The 18305-nt window shown below is 53.9% G+C and carries 19 protein-coding genes; 10 read left to right on the top strand and 9 right to left on the bottom strand.

Annotation, left to right across the window (positions count from 1 at the left end):
- Positions 1 to 172 precede the first annotated feature (172 nt).
- Both nlpD and rpoS read left to right on the top strand, forming a co-directional pair.
- Positions 173 to 1267 carry a murein hydrolase activator NlpD gene (nlpD, locus tag HUZ68_RS17515; protein ID WP_306174120.1) on the top strand — a complete coding sequence of 365 codons (1095 nt, stop codon included), beginning with the start codon at positions 173 to 175 and terminating at the stop codon, positions 1265 to 1267.
- A gap of 62 nt (positions 1268 to 1329) precedes the next feature.
- On the top strand, positions 1330 to 2322 hold the full coding sequence (gene rpoS, locus HUZ68_RS17510) for an RNA polymerase sigma factor RpoS (protein ID WP_000081550.1): 993 nt from the start codon (positions 1330 to 1332) through the stop codon (positions 2320 to 2322).
- Positions 2323 to 2441: 119 nt separating this feature from the next.
- Here rpoS and HUZ68_RS17505 read toward each other — a convergent pair whose 3' ends face one another.
- On the bottom strand, positions 2442 to 2849 hold the full coding sequence (locus tag HUZ68_RS17505) for a MarR family winged helix-turn-helix transcriptional regulator (protein WP_001625765.1): 408 nt from the start codon (positions 2847 to 2849) through the stop codon (positions 2442 to 2444).
- A gap of 146 nt (positions 2850 to 2995) precedes the next feature.
- Here HUZ68_RS17505 and HUZ68_RS17500 point away from each other — a divergent pair, with 146 nt between their 5' ends.
- The 3 genes from HUZ68_RS17500 to HUZ68_RS17490 are packed head-to-tail and all read left to right on the top strand — an operon-like array spanning position 2996 to position 5263.
- Positions 2996 to 3589 carry a non-oxidative hydroxyarylic acid decarboxylases subunit B gene (locus HUZ68_RS17500; RefSeq protein WP_001625764.1) on the top strand — a complete coding sequence of 198 codons (594 nt, stop codon included), beginning with the start codon at positions 2996 to 2998 and terminating at the stop codon, positions 3587 to 3589.
- Complete coding sequence (locus HUZ68_RS17495) at positions 3589 to 5016, top strand: non-oxidative hydroxyarylic acid decarboxylases subunit C (protein WP_001625763.1); 1428 nt, start codon at positions 3589 to 3591, stop codon at positions 5014 to 5016. The genes HUZ68_RS17500 and HUZ68_RS17495 overlap by 1 nt, the downstream gene beginning before the upstream one ends.
- Before the next feature lie 10 nt (positions 5017 to 5026).
- Positions 5027 to 5263 carry a non-oxidative hydroxyarylic acid decarboxylases subunit D gene (locus tag HUZ68_RS17490; RefSeq protein WP_000562982.1) on the top strand — a complete coding sequence of 79 codons (237 nt, stop codon included), beginning with the start codon at positions 5027 to 5029 and terminating at the stop codon, positions 5261 to 5263.
- 40 nt (positions 5264 to 5303) lie between these two features.
- On the opposite strand, the gene pphB is transcribed toward HUZ68_RS17490, so the two are convergent.
- A complete protein-coding gene (gene pphB, locus HUZ68_RS17485; RefSeq protein WP_001141324.1) occupies positions 5304 to 5960 on the bottom strand; it encodes a protein-serine/threonine phosphatase in 657 nt (218 codons plus the stop codon).
- A gap of 105 nt (positions 5961 to 6065) precedes the next feature.
- Positions 6066 to 8627, bottom strand: coding sequence for a DNA mismatch repair protein MutS (mutS, locus tag HUZ68_RS17480; protein WP_001272907.1), 2562 nt, complete (start codon positions 8625 to 8627; stop codon positions 6066 to 6068).
- A 75-nt stretch (positions 8628 to 8702) separates the two neighbouring features.
- Here mutS and HUZ68_RS17475 point away from each other — a divergent pair, with 75 nt between their 5' ends.
- Both HUZ68_RS17475 and HUZ68_RS17470 read left to right on the top strand, forming a co-directional pair.
- The gene (locus HUZ68_RS17475; protein WP_112925360.1) at positions 8703 to 8882 is read left to right on the top strand and encodes a hypothetical protein; all 180 of its coding nucleotides are present in this window, start codon (positions 8703 to 8705) and stop codon (positions 8880 to 8882) included.
- A 31-nt stretch (positions 8883 to 8913) separates the two neighbouring features.
- Entirely contained in the window at positions 8914 to 9267 is a 354-nt protein-coding gene (locus tag HUZ68_RS17470) for a nitrous oxide-stimulated promoter family protein (RefSeq protein WP_239593942.1), read from the top strand.
- Between the two features lie 36 nt (positions 9268 to 9303).
- Here HUZ68_RS17470 and flhA read toward each other — a convergent pair whose 3' ends face one another.
- The 6 genes from flhA to hypA form a co-directional block, all read right to left on the bottom strand.
- Complete coding sequence (gene flhA, locus HUZ68_RS17465) at positions 9304 to 11382, bottom strand: formate hydrogenlyase transcriptional activator FlhA (protein WP_001301446.1); 2079 nt, start codon at positions 11380 to 11382, stop codon at positions 9304 to 9306.
- Positions 11383 to 11455: 73 nt separating this feature from the next.
- Positions 11456 to 12466 carry a hydrogenase maturation carbamoyl dehydratase HypE gene (gene hypE, locus HUZ68_RS17460; protein ID WP_001059930.1) on the bottom strand — a complete coding sequence of 337 codons (1011 nt, stop codon included), beginning with the start codon at positions 12464 to 12466 and terminating at the stop codon, positions 11456 to 11458.
- Complete coding sequence (gene hypD, locus HUZ68_RS17455) at positions 12463 to 13584, bottom strand: hydrogenase formation protein HypD (protein ID WP_112925358.1); 1122 nt, start codon at positions 13582 to 13584, stop codon at positions 12463 to 12465. The genes hypE and hypD overlap by 4 nt, the downstream gene beginning before the upstream one ends.
- Positions 13584 to 13856, bottom strand: coding sequence for a hydrogenase 3 maturation protein HypC (gene hypC / locus HUZ68_RS17450; RefSeq protein WP_000334881.1), 273 nt, complete (start codon positions 13854 to 13856; stop codon positions 13584 to 13586). The genes hypD and hypC overlap by 1 nt, the downstream gene beginning before the upstream one ends.
- Positions 13847 to 14719, bottom strand: a complete 873-nt coding sequence (gene hypB, locus HUZ68_RS17445; RefSeq protein ID WP_000337665.1) for a hydrogenase nickel incorporation protein HypB — start codon at positions 14717 to 14719, stop codon at positions 13847 to 13849. Before hypB ends, hypC begins: the two co-directional genes overlap by 10 nt.
- A gap of 3 nt (positions 14720 to 14722) precedes the next feature.
- Complete coding sequence (gene hypA, locus HUZ68_RS17440; RefSeq protein WP_001299100.1) at positions 14723 to 15073, bottom strand: hydrogenase maturation nickel metallochaperone HypA; 351 nt, start codon at positions 15071 to 15073, stop codon at positions 14723 to 14725.
- A gap of 211 nt (positions 15074 to 15284) precedes the next feature.
- Here hypA and hycA point away from each other — a divergent pair, with 211 nt between their 5' ends.
- The 3 genes from hycA to hycC all read left to right on the top strand — a co-directional run bounded on the left by hycA (position 15285) and on the right by hycC (position 18305).
- Positions 15285 to 15746 carry a formate hydrogenlyase regulator HycA gene (gene hycA, locus HUZ68_RS17435; RefSeq protein WP_000158056.1) on the top strand — a complete coding sequence of 154 codons (462 nt, stop codon included), beginning with the start codon at positions 15285 to 15287 and terminating at the stop codon, positions 15744 to 15746.
- A gap of 124 nt (positions 15747 to 15870) precedes the next feature.
- Positions 15871 to 16482, top strand: a complete 612-nt coding sequence (hycB, locus tag HUZ68_RS17430; protein ID WP_001079186.1) for a formate hydrogenlyase subunit HycB — start codon at positions 15871 to 15873, stop codon at positions 16480 to 16482.
- On the top strand, positions 16479 to 18305 hold the full coding sequence (gene hycC, locus HUZ68_RS17425) for a formate hydrogenlyase subunit 3 (RefSeq protein ID WP_033815160.1): 1827 nt from the start codon (positions 16479 to 16481) through the stop codon (positions 18303 to 18305). The genes hycB and hycC overlap by 4 nt, the downstream gene beginning before the upstream one ends.

Here is an 18305-nt window from a genome sequence, read left to right as displayed (position 1 = left end):
TACCTGGATTTTTCCTGGTTATTTTGCCGCAGGTCAGCGTATCGTGAACATCTTTTCCAGTGTTCAGTATGGTGCCTTGCACGGTAATTATGTCACTGGTTATTAACCAATTTTTCCTGGGGGATAAATGAGCGCGGGAAGCCCAAAATTCACCGTTCGCCGCATTGCGGCTTTGTCACTGGTTTCGCTATGGCTGGCAGGCTGTTCTGACACTTCAAATCCACCGGCACCGGTCAGCTCCGTTAATGGCAATGCGCCTGCAAATACCAATTCTGGTATGTTGATTACGCCGCCGCCGAAAATGGGGACGACGTCTACAGCGCAGCAACCGCAAATTCAGCCGGTACAGCAGCCACAAATTCAGGCCACTCAACAACCGCAAATCCAGCCAGTGCAGCCAGTAGCTCAGCAGCCGGTACAGATGGAAAACGGACGCATCGTCTATAACCGTCAGTATGGGAACATTCCGAAAGGCAGTTATAGCGGCAGTACCTATACCGTGAAAAAAGGCGACACGCTTTTCTATATCGCCTGGATTACTGGCAACGATTTCCGTGACCTTGCTCAGCGCAACAATATTCAGGCACCATACGCGCTGAACGTCGGTCAGACCTTACAGGTGGGGAATGCTTCCGGTACGCCAATCACTGGCGGAAATGCCATTACCCAGGCCGACGCAGCAGAGCAAGGAGTTGTGATCAAGCCTGCACAAAATTCCACCGTTGCTGTTGCGTCGCAACCGACAATTACGTATTCTGAGTCTTCGGGTGAACAGAGTGCTAACAAAATGTTGCCGAACAACAAGCCAACTGCGACCACGGTCACAGCGCCTGTAACGGTACCAACAGCAAGCACAACCGAGCCGACTGTCAGCAGTACATCAACCAGTACGCCTATCTCCACCTGGCGCTGGCCGACTGAGGGCAAAGTGATCGAAACCTTTGGCGCTTCTGAGGGGGGCAACAAGGGGATTGATATCGCAGGCAGCAAAGGACAGGCAATTATCGCGACCGCAGATGGCCGCGTTGTTTATGCCGGTAACGCGCTGCGCGGCTACGGTAATCTGATTATCATCAAACATAATGATGATTACCTGAGTGCCTACGCCCATAACGACACAATGCTGGTCCGGGAACAACAAGAAGTGAAGGCGGGGCAAAAAATAGCAACCATGGGTAGCACCGGAACCAGTTCAACACGCTTGCATTTTGAAATTCGTTACAAGGGGAAATCCGTAAACCCGCTGCGTTATTTGCCGCAGCGATAAATCGGCGGAACCAGGCTTTTGCTTGAATGTTCCGTCAAGGGATCACGGGTAGGAGCCACCTTATGAGTCAGAATACGCTGAAAGTTCATGATTTAAATGAAGATGCGGAATTTGATGAGAACGGAGTTGAGGTTTTTGACGAAAAGGCCTTAGTAGAAGAGGAACCCAGTGATAACGATTTGGCCGAAGAGGAACTGTTATCGCAGGGAGCCACACAGCGTGTGTTGGACGCGACTCAGCTTTACCTTGGTGAGATTGGTTATTCACCACTGTTAACGGCCGAAGAAGAAGTTTATTTTGCGCGTCGCGCACTGCGTGGAGATGTCGCCTCTCGCCGCCGGATGATCGAGAGTAACTTGCGTCTGGTGGTAAAAATTGCCCGCCGTTATGGCAATCGTGGTCTGGCGTTGCTGGACCTTATCGAAGAGGGCAACCTGGGGCTGATCCGCGCGGTAGAGAAGTTTGACCCGGAACGTGGTTTCCGCTTCTCAACATACGCAACCTGGTGGATTCGCCAGACGATTGAACGGGCGATTATGAACCAAACCCGTACTATTCGTTTGCCGATTCACATCGTAAAGGAGCTGAACGTTTACCTGCGAACCGCACGTGAGTTGTCCCATAAGCTGGACCATGAACCAAGTGCGGAAGAGATTGCAGAGCAACTGGATAAGCCAGTTGATGACGTCAGCCGTATGCTTCGTCTTAACGAGCGCATTACCTCGGTAGACACCCCGCTGGGTGGTGATTCCGAAAAAGCGTTGCTGGACATCCTGGCCGATGAAAAAGAGAACGGTCCGGAAGATACCACGCAAGATGACGATATGAAGCAGAGCATCGTCAAATGGCTGTTCGAGCTGAACGCCAAACAGCGTGAAGTGCTGGCACGTCGATTCGGTTTGCTGGGGTACGAAGCGGCAACACTGGAAGATGTCGGTCGTGAAATTGGCCTCACCCGTGAACGTGTTCGCCAGATTCAGGTTGAAGGCCTGCGCCGTTTGCGCGAAATCCTGCAAACGCAGGGGCTGAATATCGAAGCGCTGTTCCGCGAATAAGTAAGCATCTGTCAGAAAGGCCAGTCTCAAGCGAGGCTGGCCTTTTTCTTTTGTTTGGGAAGCTTGTGTTTTTGTCGCCTGGATAAGACACGTCAGCGTCCTACCCGGCAATTTGCATCCTATGTGTTCATCATCTTGCGCACCAGCTGCACAAACAGCTCCTGCTCTTCTGCACTCAAACGCCCCAAAAATTCCTCATCCACGCTGTCACCAATCGGTATCGCCGCAGCAAGTACCTTTTCTCCTTCGGCAGTCAGCCAGACAAAGCGTCGCCGCTTGTCAGCGGCGTCATGTTCACGTCTGACTAAGCCACGATTCTCCATTCTTGCCAACATTTCTGCCAACGTTGCTTTGGTGCTGACTGCTGCTTCTATCAGTGCCACCTGTTCGATACCAGGCTTATCAGCAATGGCGCGCATCACCGCATACTGTGGTTTGGTCAGGTCAGGTAACTCGTGCTGCCAGCGAGCCGTGTGCTGCTGAAAAAGCTGTCGTAACTGATGGAACGCTTTATTTCGTAACGCCATGTAAACTCCGGGCTAATTCTCTGTCGCTATCATAGCGGTTTTTTAGTGACGAAGAAGATGTTGTTACTTTTCAATCCTTGCCGCTGTGGAAATGAAGGAGTATGTTAATAATAACGTTCGTATACGAACAATTAAGAGAATAAGCAATGAAACTGATCGTCGGGATGACAGGGGCTACCGGTGCGCCTCTTGGTGTGGCATTACTGCAAGCGCTGCGGGAGATGCCGAATGTCGAGACTCATCTGGTGATGTCGAAGTGGGCGAAAACCACCATTGAACTGGAAACGCCTTACAGCGCTCGCGATGTTGCTGCCCTCGCAGACTTCAGCCATAACCCGGCGGATCAGGCGGCGACCATCTCCTCAGGTTCCTTTCGTACCGACGGCATGATCGTTATTCCGTGCAGTATGAAAACGCTCGCCGGTATCCGCGCTGGTTACGCCGATGGCTTGGTAGGGCGCGCGGCGGACGTCGTGCTCAAAGAAGGCCGCAAACTGGTGCTGGTGCCGCGTGAAATGCCGCTTAGCACCATCCATCTCGAAAATATGCTCGCACTTTCACGCATGGGCGTGGCGATGGTGCCGCCGATGCCTGCCTTTTATAACCATCCCAAAACGGTAGATGACATTGTCCACCATGTGGTAGCCCGCGTGCTGGATCAATTTGGCCTCGAACATCCCCACGCCAGGCGCTGGCAAGGATTGCCGCAGGCCCGGAATTTTTCTCAGGAGAATGAATAATGGCATTTGATGATTTACGCAGCTTTTTACAGGCGCTTGATGACCACGGCCAGTTACTGAAAATCAGCGAAGAGGTGAACGCGGAACCGGATCTGGCAGCAGCAGCTAACGCCACCGGGCGTATCGGCGACGGCGCGCCCGCGCTGTGGTTTGATAATATTCGCGGCTTTACCGATGCCCGCGTGGCAATGAACACCATCGGTTCCTGGCAGAATCATGCGATTTCCCTCGGCCTGTCGCCAAACACCCCGGTCAAAAAGCAGATTGATGAGTTTATCCGCCGCTGGGATAACTTCCCGATTGCCCCGGAGCGCCGCGCCAATCCAGCCTGGGCGCAGAACACCGTCGATGGCGACGAGATCAACCTGTTCGATATCCTGCCGCTGTTTCGTTTAAACGATGGCGATGGCGGTTTCTATCTCGACAAAGCGTGCGTGGTTTCCCGCGATCCGCTCGACCCGGATAACTTCGGCAAGCAGAACGTCGGCATCTACCGCATGGAAGTGAAGGGCAAGCGTAAGCTCGGCCTGCAACCGGTGCCGATGCACGATATCGCCCTGCATCTGCATAAAGCAGAAGAGCGCGGTGAAGATCTACCGATTGCGATCACGCTCGGTAACGATCCGATCATCACGCTGATGGGCGCAACGCCACTGAAATACGATCAATCTGAGTACGAAATGGCAGGCGCGCTGCGTGAAAGCTCGTACCCGATCGCCACCGCCCCGCTGACCGGTTTTGATGTGCCGTGGGGTTCAGAAGTGATCCTCGAAGGGGTCATCGAAAGCCGTAAACGCGAAATCGAGGGGCCGTTCGGTGAGTTTACCGGGCACTACTCCGGCGGGCGCAACATGACCGTGGTGCGCATCGATAAAGTCTCTTACCGCACCAGGCCGATTTTCGAATCGCTGTACCTCGGCATGCCGTGGACCGAAATCGACTACCTGATGGGGCCAGCCACCTGTGTGCCGCTGTATCAGCAACTGAAAGCCGAGTTCCCGGAAGTGCAGGCGGTAAACGCCATGTACACCCACGGCCTGCTGGCGATTATCTCCACCAAAAAACGCTACGGCGGCTTTGCCCGCGCGGTGGGCCTGCGTGCGATGACCACGCCGCACGGTCTGGGCTACGTAAAGATGGTGATTATGGTCGATGAAGACGTTGACCCGTTCAACCTGCCGCAGGTGATGTGGGCGCTCTCCTCGAAAGTAAATCCGGCAGGGGATTTGGTGCAGTTGCCGAATATGTCCGTGCTGGAACTCGACCCAGGCTCAAGCCCGGCGGGGATCACCGACAAGCTGATTATCGACGCCACCACGCCTGTCGCCCCGGACAACCGTGGTCACTACAGCCAGCCGGTGGTGGATTTGCCGGAAACCAAAGCCTGGGCTGAAAAACTGACCGCTATGCTGGCTGCACGTAAATAAGGAGAAGAAGATGATTTGTCCACGTTGTGCCGATGAACAGATTGAAGTGATGGCGAAATCGCCGGTGAAAGATGTCTGGACGGTATATCAGTGCCAGCATTGCCTTTATACCTGGCGCGATACCGAACCGCTACGCCGCACCAGCCGCGAACATTATCCCGAAGCGTTCCGCATGACGCAGAAAGATATTGATGACGCGCCAATGGTGCCGAGCATTCCGCCGCTGCTGGCGGAAGGTAAGCGCTAATAAAAAGTGCCGGGTAGTGGCTTTGCTTTACCCGGCCTCATTACTTTATTTTATAAAATGACAGCCGCCCGCTTTTCGGCGATCCGGTATCAATATAAATCTGGTTAGCGAACGTCTGAATGTTATCAAACATCATATGTCCAAATATAAAATAATCAGCGCCGTTTATTTGTTGTAACTCGCCATTAAGCGATTTCTGCACACGATCAACAGGCCAGAGTAATTCGCTCTCCGCTATTTCTTTACCAAAGAGATATTCACTCCCCGGATAATCTGCATGTGCGATGACATATTTTATGTTGTCGTTAGTGATTTCAATAATATGTGGAAGGTGATGGAATTTCAGCAACAGATCTGTAGATTCTTTTTGCTCTGAATCATTTAAATCGAAAAACCAGTCACCACCGCTGGCAAGCCACATATTGCCATCGCCGGTCGCGAACGCATCCAGCGCCATTGCTTCGTGGTTGCCTTTAACGGAGATAAACCAGGGCTGGTTTAGCAGGCGCAGGACGTTAAGACTCTCCGGCCCACGATCAATATTATCGCCGATAGAAATAAGTAAGTCGGTTTCGGGGAAAAAAGAGAGTTGATGTAAGCGGGATTGTAATAACTGATATTCACCATGAATATCACCAACGACCCATATATGGCGATAGTGATGGGCATTGATTTTTTGATAGCGTGTAGATGGCATGGTTTTACCCTGTAAAATAAGCTTTCCTATTATACAGGGTATTTTTATTTGATTCGTCAGCTGTAGATAATATTCCCGATAGTATTTTTCTACCGGGAATTATAATTACACCAGACTCTTCAAGCGATAAATCCACTCCAGCGCCTGACGCGGGGTGAGTGAATCCGGATCGAGGTTTTCCAGTGCCTCGACCGCAGGCGAGGTTTCTTCTGGCACTGACAGCAAAGACATTTGCGTACCATCCACTTGCGTAGCGGCGGCGTTCGGCGAAATGCTTTCCAGCTCACGCAGTTTTTGCCGTGCGCGCTTAATAACCTCTTTTGGCACGCCCGCCAGAGCTGCAACCGCGAGGCCGTAGCTTTTGCTCGCCGCGCCATCCTGCACGCTATGCATAAAGGCAATGGTGTCGCCGTGCTCCAGTGCATCGAGATGCACGTTGGCGACGCCTTCCATTTTCTCCGGTAACTGGGTCAGCTCGAAATAGTGGGTGGCAAACAGCGTCAACGCTTTAATCTTATTCGCCAGATTTTCCGCGCATGCCCATGCCAGCGACAGACCATCGTAAGTGGACGTTCCACGCCCGATCTCATCCATCAATACCAGACTATATTCGGTGGCGTTATGTAAAATATTGGCGGTTTCGGTCATCTCCACCATAAAGGTTGAGCGCCCGGAAGCCAGGTCATCTGCCGCGCCTACGCGGGTAAAGATGCGATCGATAGGTCCAATCTCGACTTTTTGTGCCGGTACATAGCTGCCGATGTAGGCCATCAGCGCAATCAGTGCGGTCTGGCGCATATAGGTACTTTTACCGCCCATGTTCGGGCCGGTAATAATCAACATCCGGCGCTGCGGTGACAGATTCAGCGGGTTGGCGATAAATGGCTCGTTCAGCACCTGTTCAACCACCGGATGGCGGCCTTCGGTAATGCGAATGCCCGGTTTATCAATAAAGGTCGGGCAGGTGTAGTTCAGGGTATAGGCCCGTTCCGCCAGGTTCACCAGCACGTCGAGTTCCGCCAGCGCGCTCGCGCTCTGTTGCAACGCTTCCAGATGCGGCAACAGCAGGTCGAACAACTCTTCATAAAGCTGTTTTTCCAGTGCCAGTGCTTTGCCTTTTGAGGTGAGAACTTTATCTTCGTACTCTTTTAGCTCTGGAATGATGTAGCGCTCGGCGTTTTTCAGCGTCTGGCGACGCATGTAGTTGATGGGTGCCAGATGGCTTTGCCCACGGCTGATTTGAATGTAGTAGCCGTGCACCGCATTAAAGCCAACTTTCAGCGTGTCCAGGCCGGTACGTTCACGCTCGCGGACTTCCAGACGCTCCAGATAATCGGTCGCGCCGTCAGCCAGCGCGCGCCACTCATCCAGCTCTTCGTTATAGCCCGATGCGATAACACCACCGTCGCGTACCAGCACCGGCGGTGTGTCGATGATTGCTCGCTCCAGCAGATCGCGCAGCTCGGCAAACTCGCCCATCTTCTCACGTAGCGCCTGTACCGGTGCACTATCGACAGTTTCTAACTGCGCACGCAGCTCCGGCAGTTGCTGGAAAGCGTGGCGCATACGGGCCAGATCGCGTGGGCGAGCAGTTCGTAAAGCCAGACGTGCCAGAATACGTTCCAGGTCGCCGACCTGACGCAGTACCGGCTGTAGCCCGGCGGTGAAATCCTGCAATGCGCCAATAGTTTGCTGGCGCTCAAGCAACACGCGGGTATCGCGCACTGGCATATGCAGCCAGCGTTTCAGCATACGGCTGCCCATCGGCGTGACGGTGCAGTCGAGCACAGAAGCCAGCGTATTTTCCGCACCACCCGCCAGGTTCTGGGTGATTTCCAGATTACGACGCGTCGCGGCATCCATAATGATGCTGTCCTGCTCACGTTCCATGGTGATGGAACGAATATGCGGCAGAGTCGTACGTTGGGTATCTTTCGCATACTGCAACAGACAACCGGCAGCACAAAGTCCGCGCGGCGCGTTCTCGACGCCAAAACCGACCAGATCGCGAGTGCCAAATTGCAGATTCAACTGCTGGCGCGCGGTGTCGATTTCAAACTCCCACAGCGGGCGACGGCGCAGGCCGCGACGGCCTTCAATTAACGACATTTCAGCAAAATCTTCTGCATACAGCAGTTCCGCAGGATTAGTGCGTTGCAGTTCTGCCGCCATCGTTTCCCGGTCAGCCGGTTCGCTCAGGCGAAAACGACCGGAACTGATATCCAGCGTCGCGTAGCCGAAACCTTTGCTGTCCTGCCAGATAGCCGCCAGCAGGTTGTCCTGACGCTCCTGCAACAGGGCTTCATCGCTGATGGTGCCTGGCGTAACGATACGCACAACTTTGCGCTCAACCGGACCTTTGCTGGTCGCCGGGTCGCCAATTTGTTCGCAGATGGCAACGGACTCGCCCTGATTCACCAGTTTGGCGAGGTAGTTTTCCACCGCATGGTAGGGGATCCCCGCCATCGGGATCGGCTCTCCCGCTGAAGCACCTCGTTTGGTCAGTGAAATATCCAGCAGTTGCGACGCGCGTTTTGCGTCGTCATAAAACAGTTCATAAAAATCACCCATCCGGTAAAACAGCAGGATCTCGGGATGCTGGGCTTTCAGCTTGAGATACTGCTGCATCATGGGCGTATGGGCGTCGAAATTTTCTATTGCACTCATGGGGTTATGTCCGGTTCCCTGATATTAAATGGGGTGTGATGGTTTTTATTTTCGTTGTAATCACATAAGGCGCACATGATACCGGAGTTAATCATTTCAGGGGAAGAAGCGAACGGCGAGTTCTTGATGCTGGTTCCGGGAAAGATGCTGTTTTGCAGCTTTTGCGTGATGCTTATGAAGCAAGTACGCAAAATTGCGTCGGTTGGCGAACCCTTCTTCTTTAGAGTCATAGTGCCCTTTAAGATTAAGTTGTAATATAAATGCATCTTAATGAGGTGGAGGCAGCATGTCCGGCAAGCGTATCTCTCGTGAAAAACTGACGATTAAAAAAATGATCGATCTTTATCAAGCGAAATGCCCGCAGGCGTCAGCGGAGCCGGAGCATTCCGAGGCGTTGTTTGCTTACGCGCAAAAGCGGCTGGATAAATGTGTGTTCGGCGAAGAGAAACCAGCCTGTAAGCAGTGTCCGGTGCACTGTTACCAGCCTGCAAAGCGTGAAGAGATGAAACAGATTATGCGTTGGGCCGGGCCGAGAATGCTGTGGCGTCATCCGATCTTAACCGCGCGTCATCTCATCGATGACAAGCGTCCGGTGCCAGAACTGCCGGAAAAATATCGTCCGAAAAAACCTCGTGAATAGTATGCCGGACAGTCAGATCTGTCCGGCAATTTGCAGTTAAATCAATGCCGATTTATCAATTCCCAGTCGCTTCATCCGTGACAGCAGGGTCGTGCGTTTCAGCCCCAGACGTTGCGCAGCGCCTTTAGGCCCGGCAACCACACCGTTAGTTTCTTTCAGCACGCGAACAATCAACTGATATTCATCTTCGCCCTCCTGAGCGACAACCGTTGCGGCAGGCGGCGTTTCAGGCTCCGGTAAAGCAATATCTGGCAATGACAGCTGCAGCACGTTGCCGCGTGTTAGCAATACCGCGCGCTCAATGACGTTTTCCAGTTCGCGTACGTTACCCGGCCACTCCATATTGCTCAAGGTGCGCAGCGTCTCGGCAGGAATGCTGTCGATATTGCGCCCCAGACGACGGGCAATTTTGAAGGTAAAGGCTTTCGCCAGCAGCGGAATATCTTCCGGACGCTCGCGTAGTGGCGGCAGGTGGATCGGAAATACGTTCAGGCGGTAATAGAGATCGCTACGGAACTCTCGGTCGGCGACCATTTTTTTCAGATCGCGGTTAGTCGCGGCGATTAGACGCACGTCCGTCTGAATGATTTTGTTGCTGCCGAGGCGTTCAAACTCCTGTTCCTGCAATACACGCAGCAACTTCGGCTGTAACTCCAGTGGCATATCGCCCACTTCGTCGAGGAACAGGGAGCTTTTATCCGCCAGTTCAAAACGACCGATACGCTGGGCGCTGGCACCAGTAAAAGCCCCACGTTCATGACCAAACAGATCGCTCTCCAGCAATCCGGCAGGCATCGCCGCGCAGTTCATTTTGACCATGCGGCGATTATTACGCCCACTGAGATTATGGATAGCACGGGCAATCAGCTCTTTACCCGTGCCAGTTTCACCGAGGATCAGCACGGTACTGTCACTTTGCGCCACCATTTCAACTTGTTTAAGCACGCTGTACATGGCTTCGCTGCGGCCAATAATCTCGCCAAATTCACTATCAACATTGTTGAGCTGCTCGGTCAGGGCGAGGTTTTCATCAACCAGCCGTTCTTTCAGACGATGGATTTCCTGATAGGCGAGGGCGTTATCGACAGCGATTGCCACACGTTCGGCAATCTGGCGCAGTAAATTCAGATTGGTAGTGGTAAACACTTTCTCTTCACATTGCGCCAGTTTCAGCACGCCCAGCATGGTGTCGCCAGACATCAGCGGTAACAGGCACAAGGTTTGAATCTGGTTGCCCCAGGTATCGAACAACATGCGTTCATAGGGGGCTAAATCATCCCGCTCGTGGAGATTAATCAGCAGCATCTCTTTACTTTTGAACACGCGTTCGGTGAGGGTTCCGGCTTCATCGACTTCGCTCTGTTCGTGGGCGGGATGCTGTTTATCAAGATAGTGAGTGGAGTAGATGTTGAGTTTGTTTTTACGGTGGCTGCGTAAGACAATGCTGATATCGTCAATATCGAAATAGTAATGGATTTCTTTGGCGACTTCGCTGACCAGTTCGTCCATATCCAGGCGGGAAAGCACCGCGTTGGTGATGGCGACCAGGATGCGGAAGTTATCGCGTTCCCGGCATAACAACTCATAGTCGACATTGTTAACGACGCGACTCTGGATTTGTTCGGTGACGACAGAAACGATCTGCGTAAATGTTTGCAGACGATTGAACTCTTTTTCGCTCCAGGGGCGATCGTCATAACGAATAAATTCACAGCCACCAAAAATATGCCCTTCCGCCGCCAGTGGCATCAGGCAATAGTGACCAAATTTTGGGTATAGCCCACCTGCGGCCAGCTGCGGCCAGGTTTCACAAAATTCTTCGTAACTGCAATGCAGCGTATCAGGGCGCGACAAAATGCTGCGTACCGGACCGTGTGCCAGAACAGTTTCGTCTTCATATTTAATAGGGGTGTCTTTTTCACGCGATGCGTAATAAGACGCACGTTGAGTCTGCGCTTGCCACAACACAATAGCCGCGTTGTCGGCGAGCGCAGAACGCTTTACCAGTTGCGAAAGAGCCTCACACAGCGAGGCCAGATCGGGCTGCTGCAATAGTGTCCGAGTGATGTCGAACAACCCTTGCTGTCCGAGATCACTCATCGGTGTATATGACATTTTGTTCTTCCAGGAAAGCACCGCAAAGCGGTGCAAAAGGTCATTGACTAACTATAGGAGATTTAGAATTTTATTAGCATATACGCGGAAGCGGTTCGGCGTGTGGTAAATCGAGGGTTCGTTTCACGCCATACAGACCGGCAAGACGAACACCTTTACGTTCCACCACTTCACCAATCAGCGCCGCGTCTTTCCCCAGTGGATGGGAATGTAACGCTGCCAGCACTTGCTCTGCCGCGTTGCGTTCAACGGCGATCACCAGTTTGCCTTCGTTGGCAAAGTTCAGGGCGTCCAGTCCCAGCAGTTCGCAAACGCCGCGCACGGCTGGTTTAACCGGCAGTGCCGCTTCTGAAATTTCAATACCGCAACCGCAGGCTGCCGCGAACTCATGAACCACCGCGTTTACACCACCACGGGTGGCATCACGCAGCGCTTTCACGCCGGGAATGTCACGCAGCGTCTGAATAAGCGGCGTCAGCACCGCGCAGTCGCTGACCAGTTCGCCATCCAGCCCCAGCTGCTCACGCAGGTTAAGGATAGTCGCCCCGTGGTCGCCGAGTGTACCGCTAACCAGCAATACATCGCCTGCGGTTAGCGTCTGTGCGCCCCAGTGAATATTCGCCGGAATTGCGCCCATGCCCGCGGTGTTGATAAACAGTTTATCTGCCGCGCCGCGCTGCACCACTTTAGTATCGCCAGTAACGATGGCAATGCCTGCCGTGCGGGCGGTTTCTGCCATGCTGGTCACTACGGCTTTCAGTGTCTCCATCGGCAATCCTTCTTCGAGGATAAAGCCACAGGAGAGATAGCGCGGAATAGCGCCACTGACCGCAACGTCATTGGCGGTGCCGCAAATCGCCAGCTTGCCGATATTACCGCCAGGGAAGAACAGCGGGTCAATAACGTAACTGTCGGTGGAGAACGCCAGACGGTCGCCTTCCGCTACCAGTTGCGCCAGATCAAGACGTGCCTGATCTTCCTGCTCTGCCAGCCACGGGTTGGCAAAGGCTTCCATAAACAGGCTGTTGATTAATTGCTGCATCGCCTGGCCGCCGCTGCCGTGGGCGAGTTGGATATTATTCACGCTTCACTCTCCTGCTGACGATACTGATACCACGCGGCGCACGCTCCTTCGGAGGAAACCATCAGCGCACCAAACGCGGTTTGAGGATTACAGGTGTTACCAAACAGCGGGCATTGATGCGGCTTACATTTGCCCGTCAAGACTTCGCCACAACGCGCGCGCGGGTCATCGCAGACCTGCTGCGGTGCCGGGCGGAAATGTGCTTCGGCATCGAATCGTTGATAATCCGGCGTCAGGTGCACGCCAGAAGATTCAATCACGCCTAAGCCGCGCCATTCGCTGTCGCCGTTGACACAGAACACATCGGCAATCGCCTGTTGCGCCAGCAGGTTACCGGCATCCGGTACCACCCGACGATACTGATTCTCTACCTTGCTGTGGGCCGCTATTTTCTGCTCCACCAGCATCACCACGCCTTGCAGTAGATCAAGGGGTTCGAAACCAGCGACCACCAGCGGACGCTGAAAATCGCTGGCGATAAAATTATAGGCATCAGTGCCGATAACCATACTAACGTGGCCCGGCGCGAGGAACGCGTCGATACCGTTATCCGGCTGTTCCAGCAAACTGCGAAGCGTCGGGATAAGCGTAATGTGCTGGCAGAAGAAGTAAAAATTCTGCACATCACGCGCTTTCGCCTGTTGCAGAGTGATAGCGGTGGTCGGCATGGTGGTTTCAAAACCTAAGCCTAAGAACACCACTTTGCGGGTTGGATTCTCCTGCGCCAGTTTCAACGCATCCATCGGCGAGTAAACGATGCGCACATCGGCACCGCGTGCTTTTGCCTGCAACAGCGATCCCTGTTTCCCCGGCACGCGCATGGCGTCGCCAAAGGTACAGAAGATGACTTCCGGATGGCTGGCAATCTCCACGCAGGTGTCGATTCTGCCCATCGGCAGTACGCACACCGGGCAACCCGGACCGTGGATAAACTCAACGTTTTCCGGCAGTAACTGGTCGAGGCCGAATTTAAAAATGGCGTGGGTATGACCACCGCACACTTCCATAATCCGCAGAGGGCGTTCGGCGGTGTAAGAGAGATGTGAAGCACGTTCGCGCAGATGCTCAATTAACTGCATCACCTGTTCCGGCGCGCGATATTCATCAACAAAACGCATTATTTTTCCTCGCCATACAACAGCGCGCCGACATCCGGCTCAACGTCAAACATGTTTTGTAAGGCGTCGAGAGTGTCGCGCGCTTCGGCTTCATTAATTACGCTCATGGCAAAGCCAACGTGAACCAGTACCCACTGGCCCACGCGCGGCTGACCGTTTTCATCGCAGCTGCCGACTAACGTTAAATCGACATCGCGCTGAATGCCGCAGACGTCGACTTTCGCCTGGTTGCCGTCAATGGTGCGGATCTGGCCGGGAACGCCTATGCACATCGCTGTGTCTCCAGCCAGTTCAGCCACTGGTCCATCCCTTCGCCGCTGGTGGCGGAAATAAGGATGATTTCAATTTCTGGATTGACTTCGCGGGCGCAGGCGATGCACTTCTCAACGTCAAAGTTGAGATACGGCAACAGGTCAACTTTGTTGAGCAGCATCAGCGAGGCGGCGGCAAACATATGCGGATATTTCAGCGGTTTGTCTTCACCTTCGGTAACGGAAAGCACCGCCACTTTGTGTTTTTCACCGAGATCGAAGCTGGCCGGGCATACGAGGTTGCCAACGTTTTCGATAAACAGAATACCGTTATCGTCCAGTGGCAGACGCGGTGCGGCATCGGCAATCATCTGTGCGTCAAGATGGCAGCCTTTACCGGTGTTCACCTGAATCGCTGGTGTGCCGGTAGCGCGAATGCGTGCGGCATCGTTCACGGTTTGCTGATCGCCTTCAATAACCGCGCACGGAACGCTGTCTTTCAGGCGCATTAAGGTTTCCGTCAGCAGGGTGGTTTTACCGGAACCAGGGCTGGAAACCAGGTTGAGCACCAGTTGCTTGCGGGCAGCAAAGCGCGCGCGGTTGCGTTCAGCCAGACGGTTGTTTTTGTCCAGCACGTCAATTTCGACTTCCAGCATCCGGCGCTGGCTCATGCCCGGCGCGTGAGTGCCCGCTTCGCCATGACCGTAATGCAGGTCGCCTTCTTCAGTCTGGCTGGGGGTAAATTCAGGCGCTTTAATGCCGGTGATTTTCATCTTCGGGCGTGCCGCCGGGGCAAATGGCGCGCTACGAAACGCGGAATGAGGGTTATGTTCATCACCCTCGATATACAGGTTGCCTTCACCGCAACCGCATGTTGTACACATCGCTCACTCCTGGTCTATTTCTATCCGCCGAATCTGTAAACCGTCGTCTGCCACAATCTGTAGCATGTCACCATGACACTGTGGACAGCGGCGGACGCGCTGGGTCAGTAGCGTCACATACTGTTGGCATGTTTCACACCAGCATTCGGCCTCTTGTTCTTCGAGGTGCAGTTTACAACCTTCCGCCACGCTGCCGCGGCAAACCAGATCAAAACAAAAGGCAAGAGAGCTGGTTTCGACACAAGAAAATGCGCCAATTTTGAGCCAGACCCCAGTTACGCGTTTTGCGCCGTGTTTTGCGGCCTGCTGTTCGATCAATTCCAGTGCCCGTTGGCAGAGGGTTATTTCGTGCATATCGCCTCCCATTAACTATTGCCAGCTACAAGCAATAATTGTGCCAGTGTTGATTATCCCTGCGGTGAATAATGTCGATGATGTCGAAATGACACGTCGACACGGCGACGAAATTCATCTTTAGCTTAAAAATCTCTTTAATAACAATAAATTAAAAGTTGGCACAAAAAATGCTTAAAGCTGGCATCTCTGTTAAACGGGTAACCTGACAATGACTATTTGGGAAATAAGCGAGAAAGCCGATTACATCGCACAGCGGCATCGTCGCCTACAGGACCAGTGGCACATCTACTGCAATTCGCTGGTTCAGGGGATCACGTTATCGAAAGCGCGCCTGCATCACGCCATGAGCTGCGCGCCGGACAAAGAACTCTGTTTCGTCCTTTTTGAACATTTTCGTATTTACGTCACCCTGGCGGATGGCTTTAACAGCCACACCATCGAGTATTACGTCGAAACAAAAGATGGCGAAGACAAACAGCGGATTGCGCAGGCACAACTGAGCATTGACGGCATGATTGATGGCAAGGTCAACATCCGCGATCGCGAACAGGTTCTGGAACACTATCTCGAAAAAATCGCTGGCGTTTACGACAGCTTATACACCGCTATTGAAAACAATGTGCCGGTGAATTTAAGCCAACTGGTAAAGGGACAAAGCCCGGCAGCATGAGCTGAGGCTTTGCCCGTTTTGCAGGCGTTACGCCTGTTTGGGGATGGGCGTGTCGATGAGTGTCGAAAATGACATTTCATCGGCATGTTTTCGTCAAAAATGACAATCACCTGAGGAATGCCTGGTGAATCGTTTTGTAATTGCTGACTCCACGCTCTGTATCGGCTGCCACACTTGTGAGGCCGCCTGTTCAGAGACGCATCGCCAGCACGGCCTGCAATCAATGCCGCGCCTGAGAGTGATGCTAAATGAAAAAGAATCTGCGCCGCAGCTCTGTCACCACTGTGAAGATGCACCCTGCGCGGTGGTCTGCCCGGTTAACGCCATCACCCGCGTTGATGGGGCCGTGCAGTTGAATGAAAGCCTGTGCGTAAGCTGCAAACTGTGCGGCATCGCCTGCCCGTTTGGCGCAATTGAATTTTCCGGCAGCCGTCCGCTGGATATTCCGGCAAACGCCAATACCCCGAAAGCGCCACCGGCACCGCCTGCTCCGGCGCGTGTCAGCACATTGCTTGACTGGGTGCCAGGTATTCGCGCGATCGCCGTAAAATGTGACCTTTGTAGCTTTGATGAACAAGGTCCGGCCTGCGTGCGGATGTGCCCGACTAAAGCCCTGCATCTGGTGGATAACACCGATATCGCCCGCGTCAGCAAACGTAAGCGTGAGCTGACCTTTAACACGGACTTTGGCGATCTCACCTTGTTTCAGCAGGCTCAAAGTGGAGAGGCTAAATGAGCGCAATTTCCCTGATCAATAGCGGCGTGGCGTGGTTTGTCGCCGCCGCTGTTCTGGCATTTCTCTTTTCTTTTCAAAAGGCGCTAAGCGGCTGGATAGCCGGAATTGGCGGCGCGGTTGGTAGTCTGTATACGGCAGCCGCGGGCTTCACTGTACTGACTGGCGCGGTTGGCGTGAGCGGTGCGCTGTCGCTGGTAAGCTACGATGTGCAAATCTCTCCGCTTAACGCGATTTGGCTGATTACGCTCGGTCTGTGCGGTCTGTTTGTCAGCCTCTACAACATTGACTGGCATCGCCACGCGCAGGTGAAGTGCAACGGCTTGCAGATCAATATGTTGATGGCTGCCGCCGTCTGCGCCGTCATTGCCAGCAACCTCGGCATGTTCGTGGTAATGGCCGAAGTCATGGCCTTGTGTGCGGTGTTCCTCACCAGCAACAGCAAAGAGGGCAAACTGTGGTTTGCGCTGGGGCGTCTTGGCACTCTGCTGCTGGCGATTGCTTGCTGGCTGCTGTGGCAGCGTTACGGCACGCTGGATCTGCGCCTGCTGGATATGCGTATGCAACAGCTGCCGCTCGGTTCCGATATCTGGCTGCTCAGTGTGATTGGCTTTGGCCTGCTGGCCGGGATTATTCCGCTGCACGGCTGGGTGCCGCAGGCACATGCGAACGCCTCTGCGCCAGCTGCCGCGTTGTTTTCTACGGTAGTCATGAAAATTGGCCTGCTGGGCATTTTAACCCTGTCACTGCTGGGCGGTAATGCACCGCTGTGGTGGGGGATCGTGCTGCTGGTGCTTGGTATGATCACCGCGTTCGTCGGTGGTCTGTATGCGCTGATGGAGCATAACATCCAGCGTCTGCTGGCTTACCACACCCTGGAAAATATCGGCATTATCCTGCTGGGGCTGGGCGCTGGCGTAACGGGTATCGCGCTCGAACAACCGGCGCTGATTGCTCTTGGCCTGGTCGGTGGTCTGTACCATCTGCTTAACCATAGCCTGTTCAAAAGCGTACTGTTCCTCGGGGCGGGGAGCGTCTGGTTCCGTACCGGTCATCGCGATATCGAAAAACTCGGTGGTATTGGCAAGAAAATGCCGGTTATCTCCATCGCCATGTTAGTCGGGTTGATGGCAATGGCTGCGCTGCCGCCGCTGAACGGGTTTGCCGGGGAATGGGTTATCTATCAATCCTTTTTCAAACTGAGCAATAGTGGCGCGTTTGTTGCCCGTCTGCTGGGGCCACTGCTTGCTGTGGGTCTGGCAATTACCGGTGCGCTGGCGGTGATGTGTATGGCGAAAGTCTATGGCGTCACGTTCCTCGGTGCGCCGCGTACCAAAGAAGCCGAAAACGCCACCTGTGCGCCGCTCCTGATGAGCGTAAGCGTAGTGGCACTGGCGATTTGCTGCGTAATTGGTGGTGTTGCTGCGCCGTGGCTATTGCCGATGCTCTCTGCTGCTGTACCTCTGCCGCTGGAGCCTGCTAACACCACCGTTTCTCAACCGATGATCACGTTGCTGCTGATTGCCTGCCCGCTGCTGCCATTCATCATTATGGCGATTTGCAAAGGCGATCGTTTGCCATCGCGTTCCCGCGGCGCGGCCTGGGTGTGCGGCTACGACCACGAAAAATCAATGGTGATTACCGCTCACGGTTTTGCCATGCCGGTGAAACAGGCGTTTGCGCCGGTGCTGAAACTGCGCAAATGGCTGAATCCGGTGTCGCTGGTGCCGGGCTGGCAGTGCGAGGGGAGTGCGTTGCTGTTCCGCCGGATGGCGCTGGTTGAACTGGCGGTACTGGTGGTGATTATTGTTTCACGAGGAGCCTGA

Source organism: Shigella dysenteriae (genome assembly GCF_022354085.1).
Taxonomy (GTDB): domain Bacteria; phylum Pseudomonadota; class Gammaproteobacteria; order Enterobacterales; family Enterobacteriaceae; genus Escherichia; species Escherichia coli.
This window is presented reverse-complemented; position numbering and strand designations above follow the sequence as displayed.

What these genes read in the sequence shown, in the direction of transcription:
- rpoS (WP_000081550.1), top strand. Translation starts at nt 1,330, where the DNA reads ATGAGTCAGAATACGCTGAAAGTTCATGATTTAAATGAAGATGCGGAA.
- HUZ68_RS17505 (WP_001625765.1), bottom strand. Translation starts at nt 2,849, where the DNA reads ATGGCGTTACGAAATAAAGCGTTCCATCAGTTACGACAGCTTTTTCAG.
- HUZ68_RS17500 (WP_001625764.1), top strand. Translation starts at nt 2,996, where the DNA reads ATGAAACTGATCGTCGGGATGACAGGGGCTACCGGTGCGCCTCTTGGT.
- HUZ68_RS17495 (WP_001625763.1), top strand. Translation starts at nt 3,589, where the DNA reads ATGGCATTTGATGATTTACGCAGCTTTTTACAGGCGCTTGATGACCAC.
- HUZ68_RS17490 (WP_000562982.1), top strand. Translation starts at nt 5,027, where the DNA reads ATGATTTGTCCACGTTGTGCCGATGAACAGATTGAAGTGATGGCGAAA.
- pphB (WP_001141324.1), bottom strand. Translation starts at nt 5,960, where the DNA reads ATGCCATCTACACGCTATCAAAAAATCAATGCCCATCACTATCGCCAT.
- mutS (WP_001272907.1), bottom strand. Translation starts at nt 8,627, where the DNA reads ATGAGTGCAATAGAAAATTTCGACGCCCATACGCCCATGATGCAGCAG.
- HUZ68_RS17475 (WP_112925360.1), top strand. Translation starts at nt 8,703, where the DNA reads ATGATACCGGAGTTAATCATTTCAGGGGAAGAAGCGAACGGCGAGTTC.
- HUZ68_RS17470 (WP_239593942.1), top strand. Translation starts at nt 8,914, where the DNA reads ATGTCCGGCAAGCGTATCTCTCGTGAAAAACTGACGATTAAAAAAATG.
- flhA (WP_001301446.1), bottom strand. Translation starts at nt 11,382, where the DNA reads ATGTCATATACACCGATGAGTGATCTCGGACAGCAAGGGTTGTTCGAC.
- hypD (WP_112925358.1), bottom strand. Translation starts at nt 13,584, where the DNA reads ATGCGTTTTGTTGATGAATATCGCGCGCCGGAACAGGTGATGCAGTTA.
- hypC (WP_000334881.1), bottom strand. Translation starts at nt 13,856, where the DNA reads ATGTGCATAGGCGTTCCCGGCCAGATCCGCACCATTGACGGCAACCAG.
- hypB (WP_000337665.1), bottom strand. Translation starts at nt 14,719, where the DNA reads ATGTGTACAACATGCGGTTGCGGTGAAGGCAACCTGTATATCGAGGGT.
- hypA (WP_001299100.1), bottom strand. Translation starts at nt 15,073, where the DNA reads ATGCACGAAATAACCCTCTGCCAACGGGCACTGGAATTGATCGAACAG.
- hycA (WP_000158056.1), top strand. Translation starts at nt 15,285, where the DNA reads ATGACTATTTGGGAAATAAGCGAGAAAGCCGATTACATCGCACAGCGG.
- hycC (WP_033815160.1), top strand. Translation starts at nt 16,479, where the DNA reads ATGAGCGCAATTTCCCTGATCAATAGCGGCGTGGCGTGGTTTGTCGCC.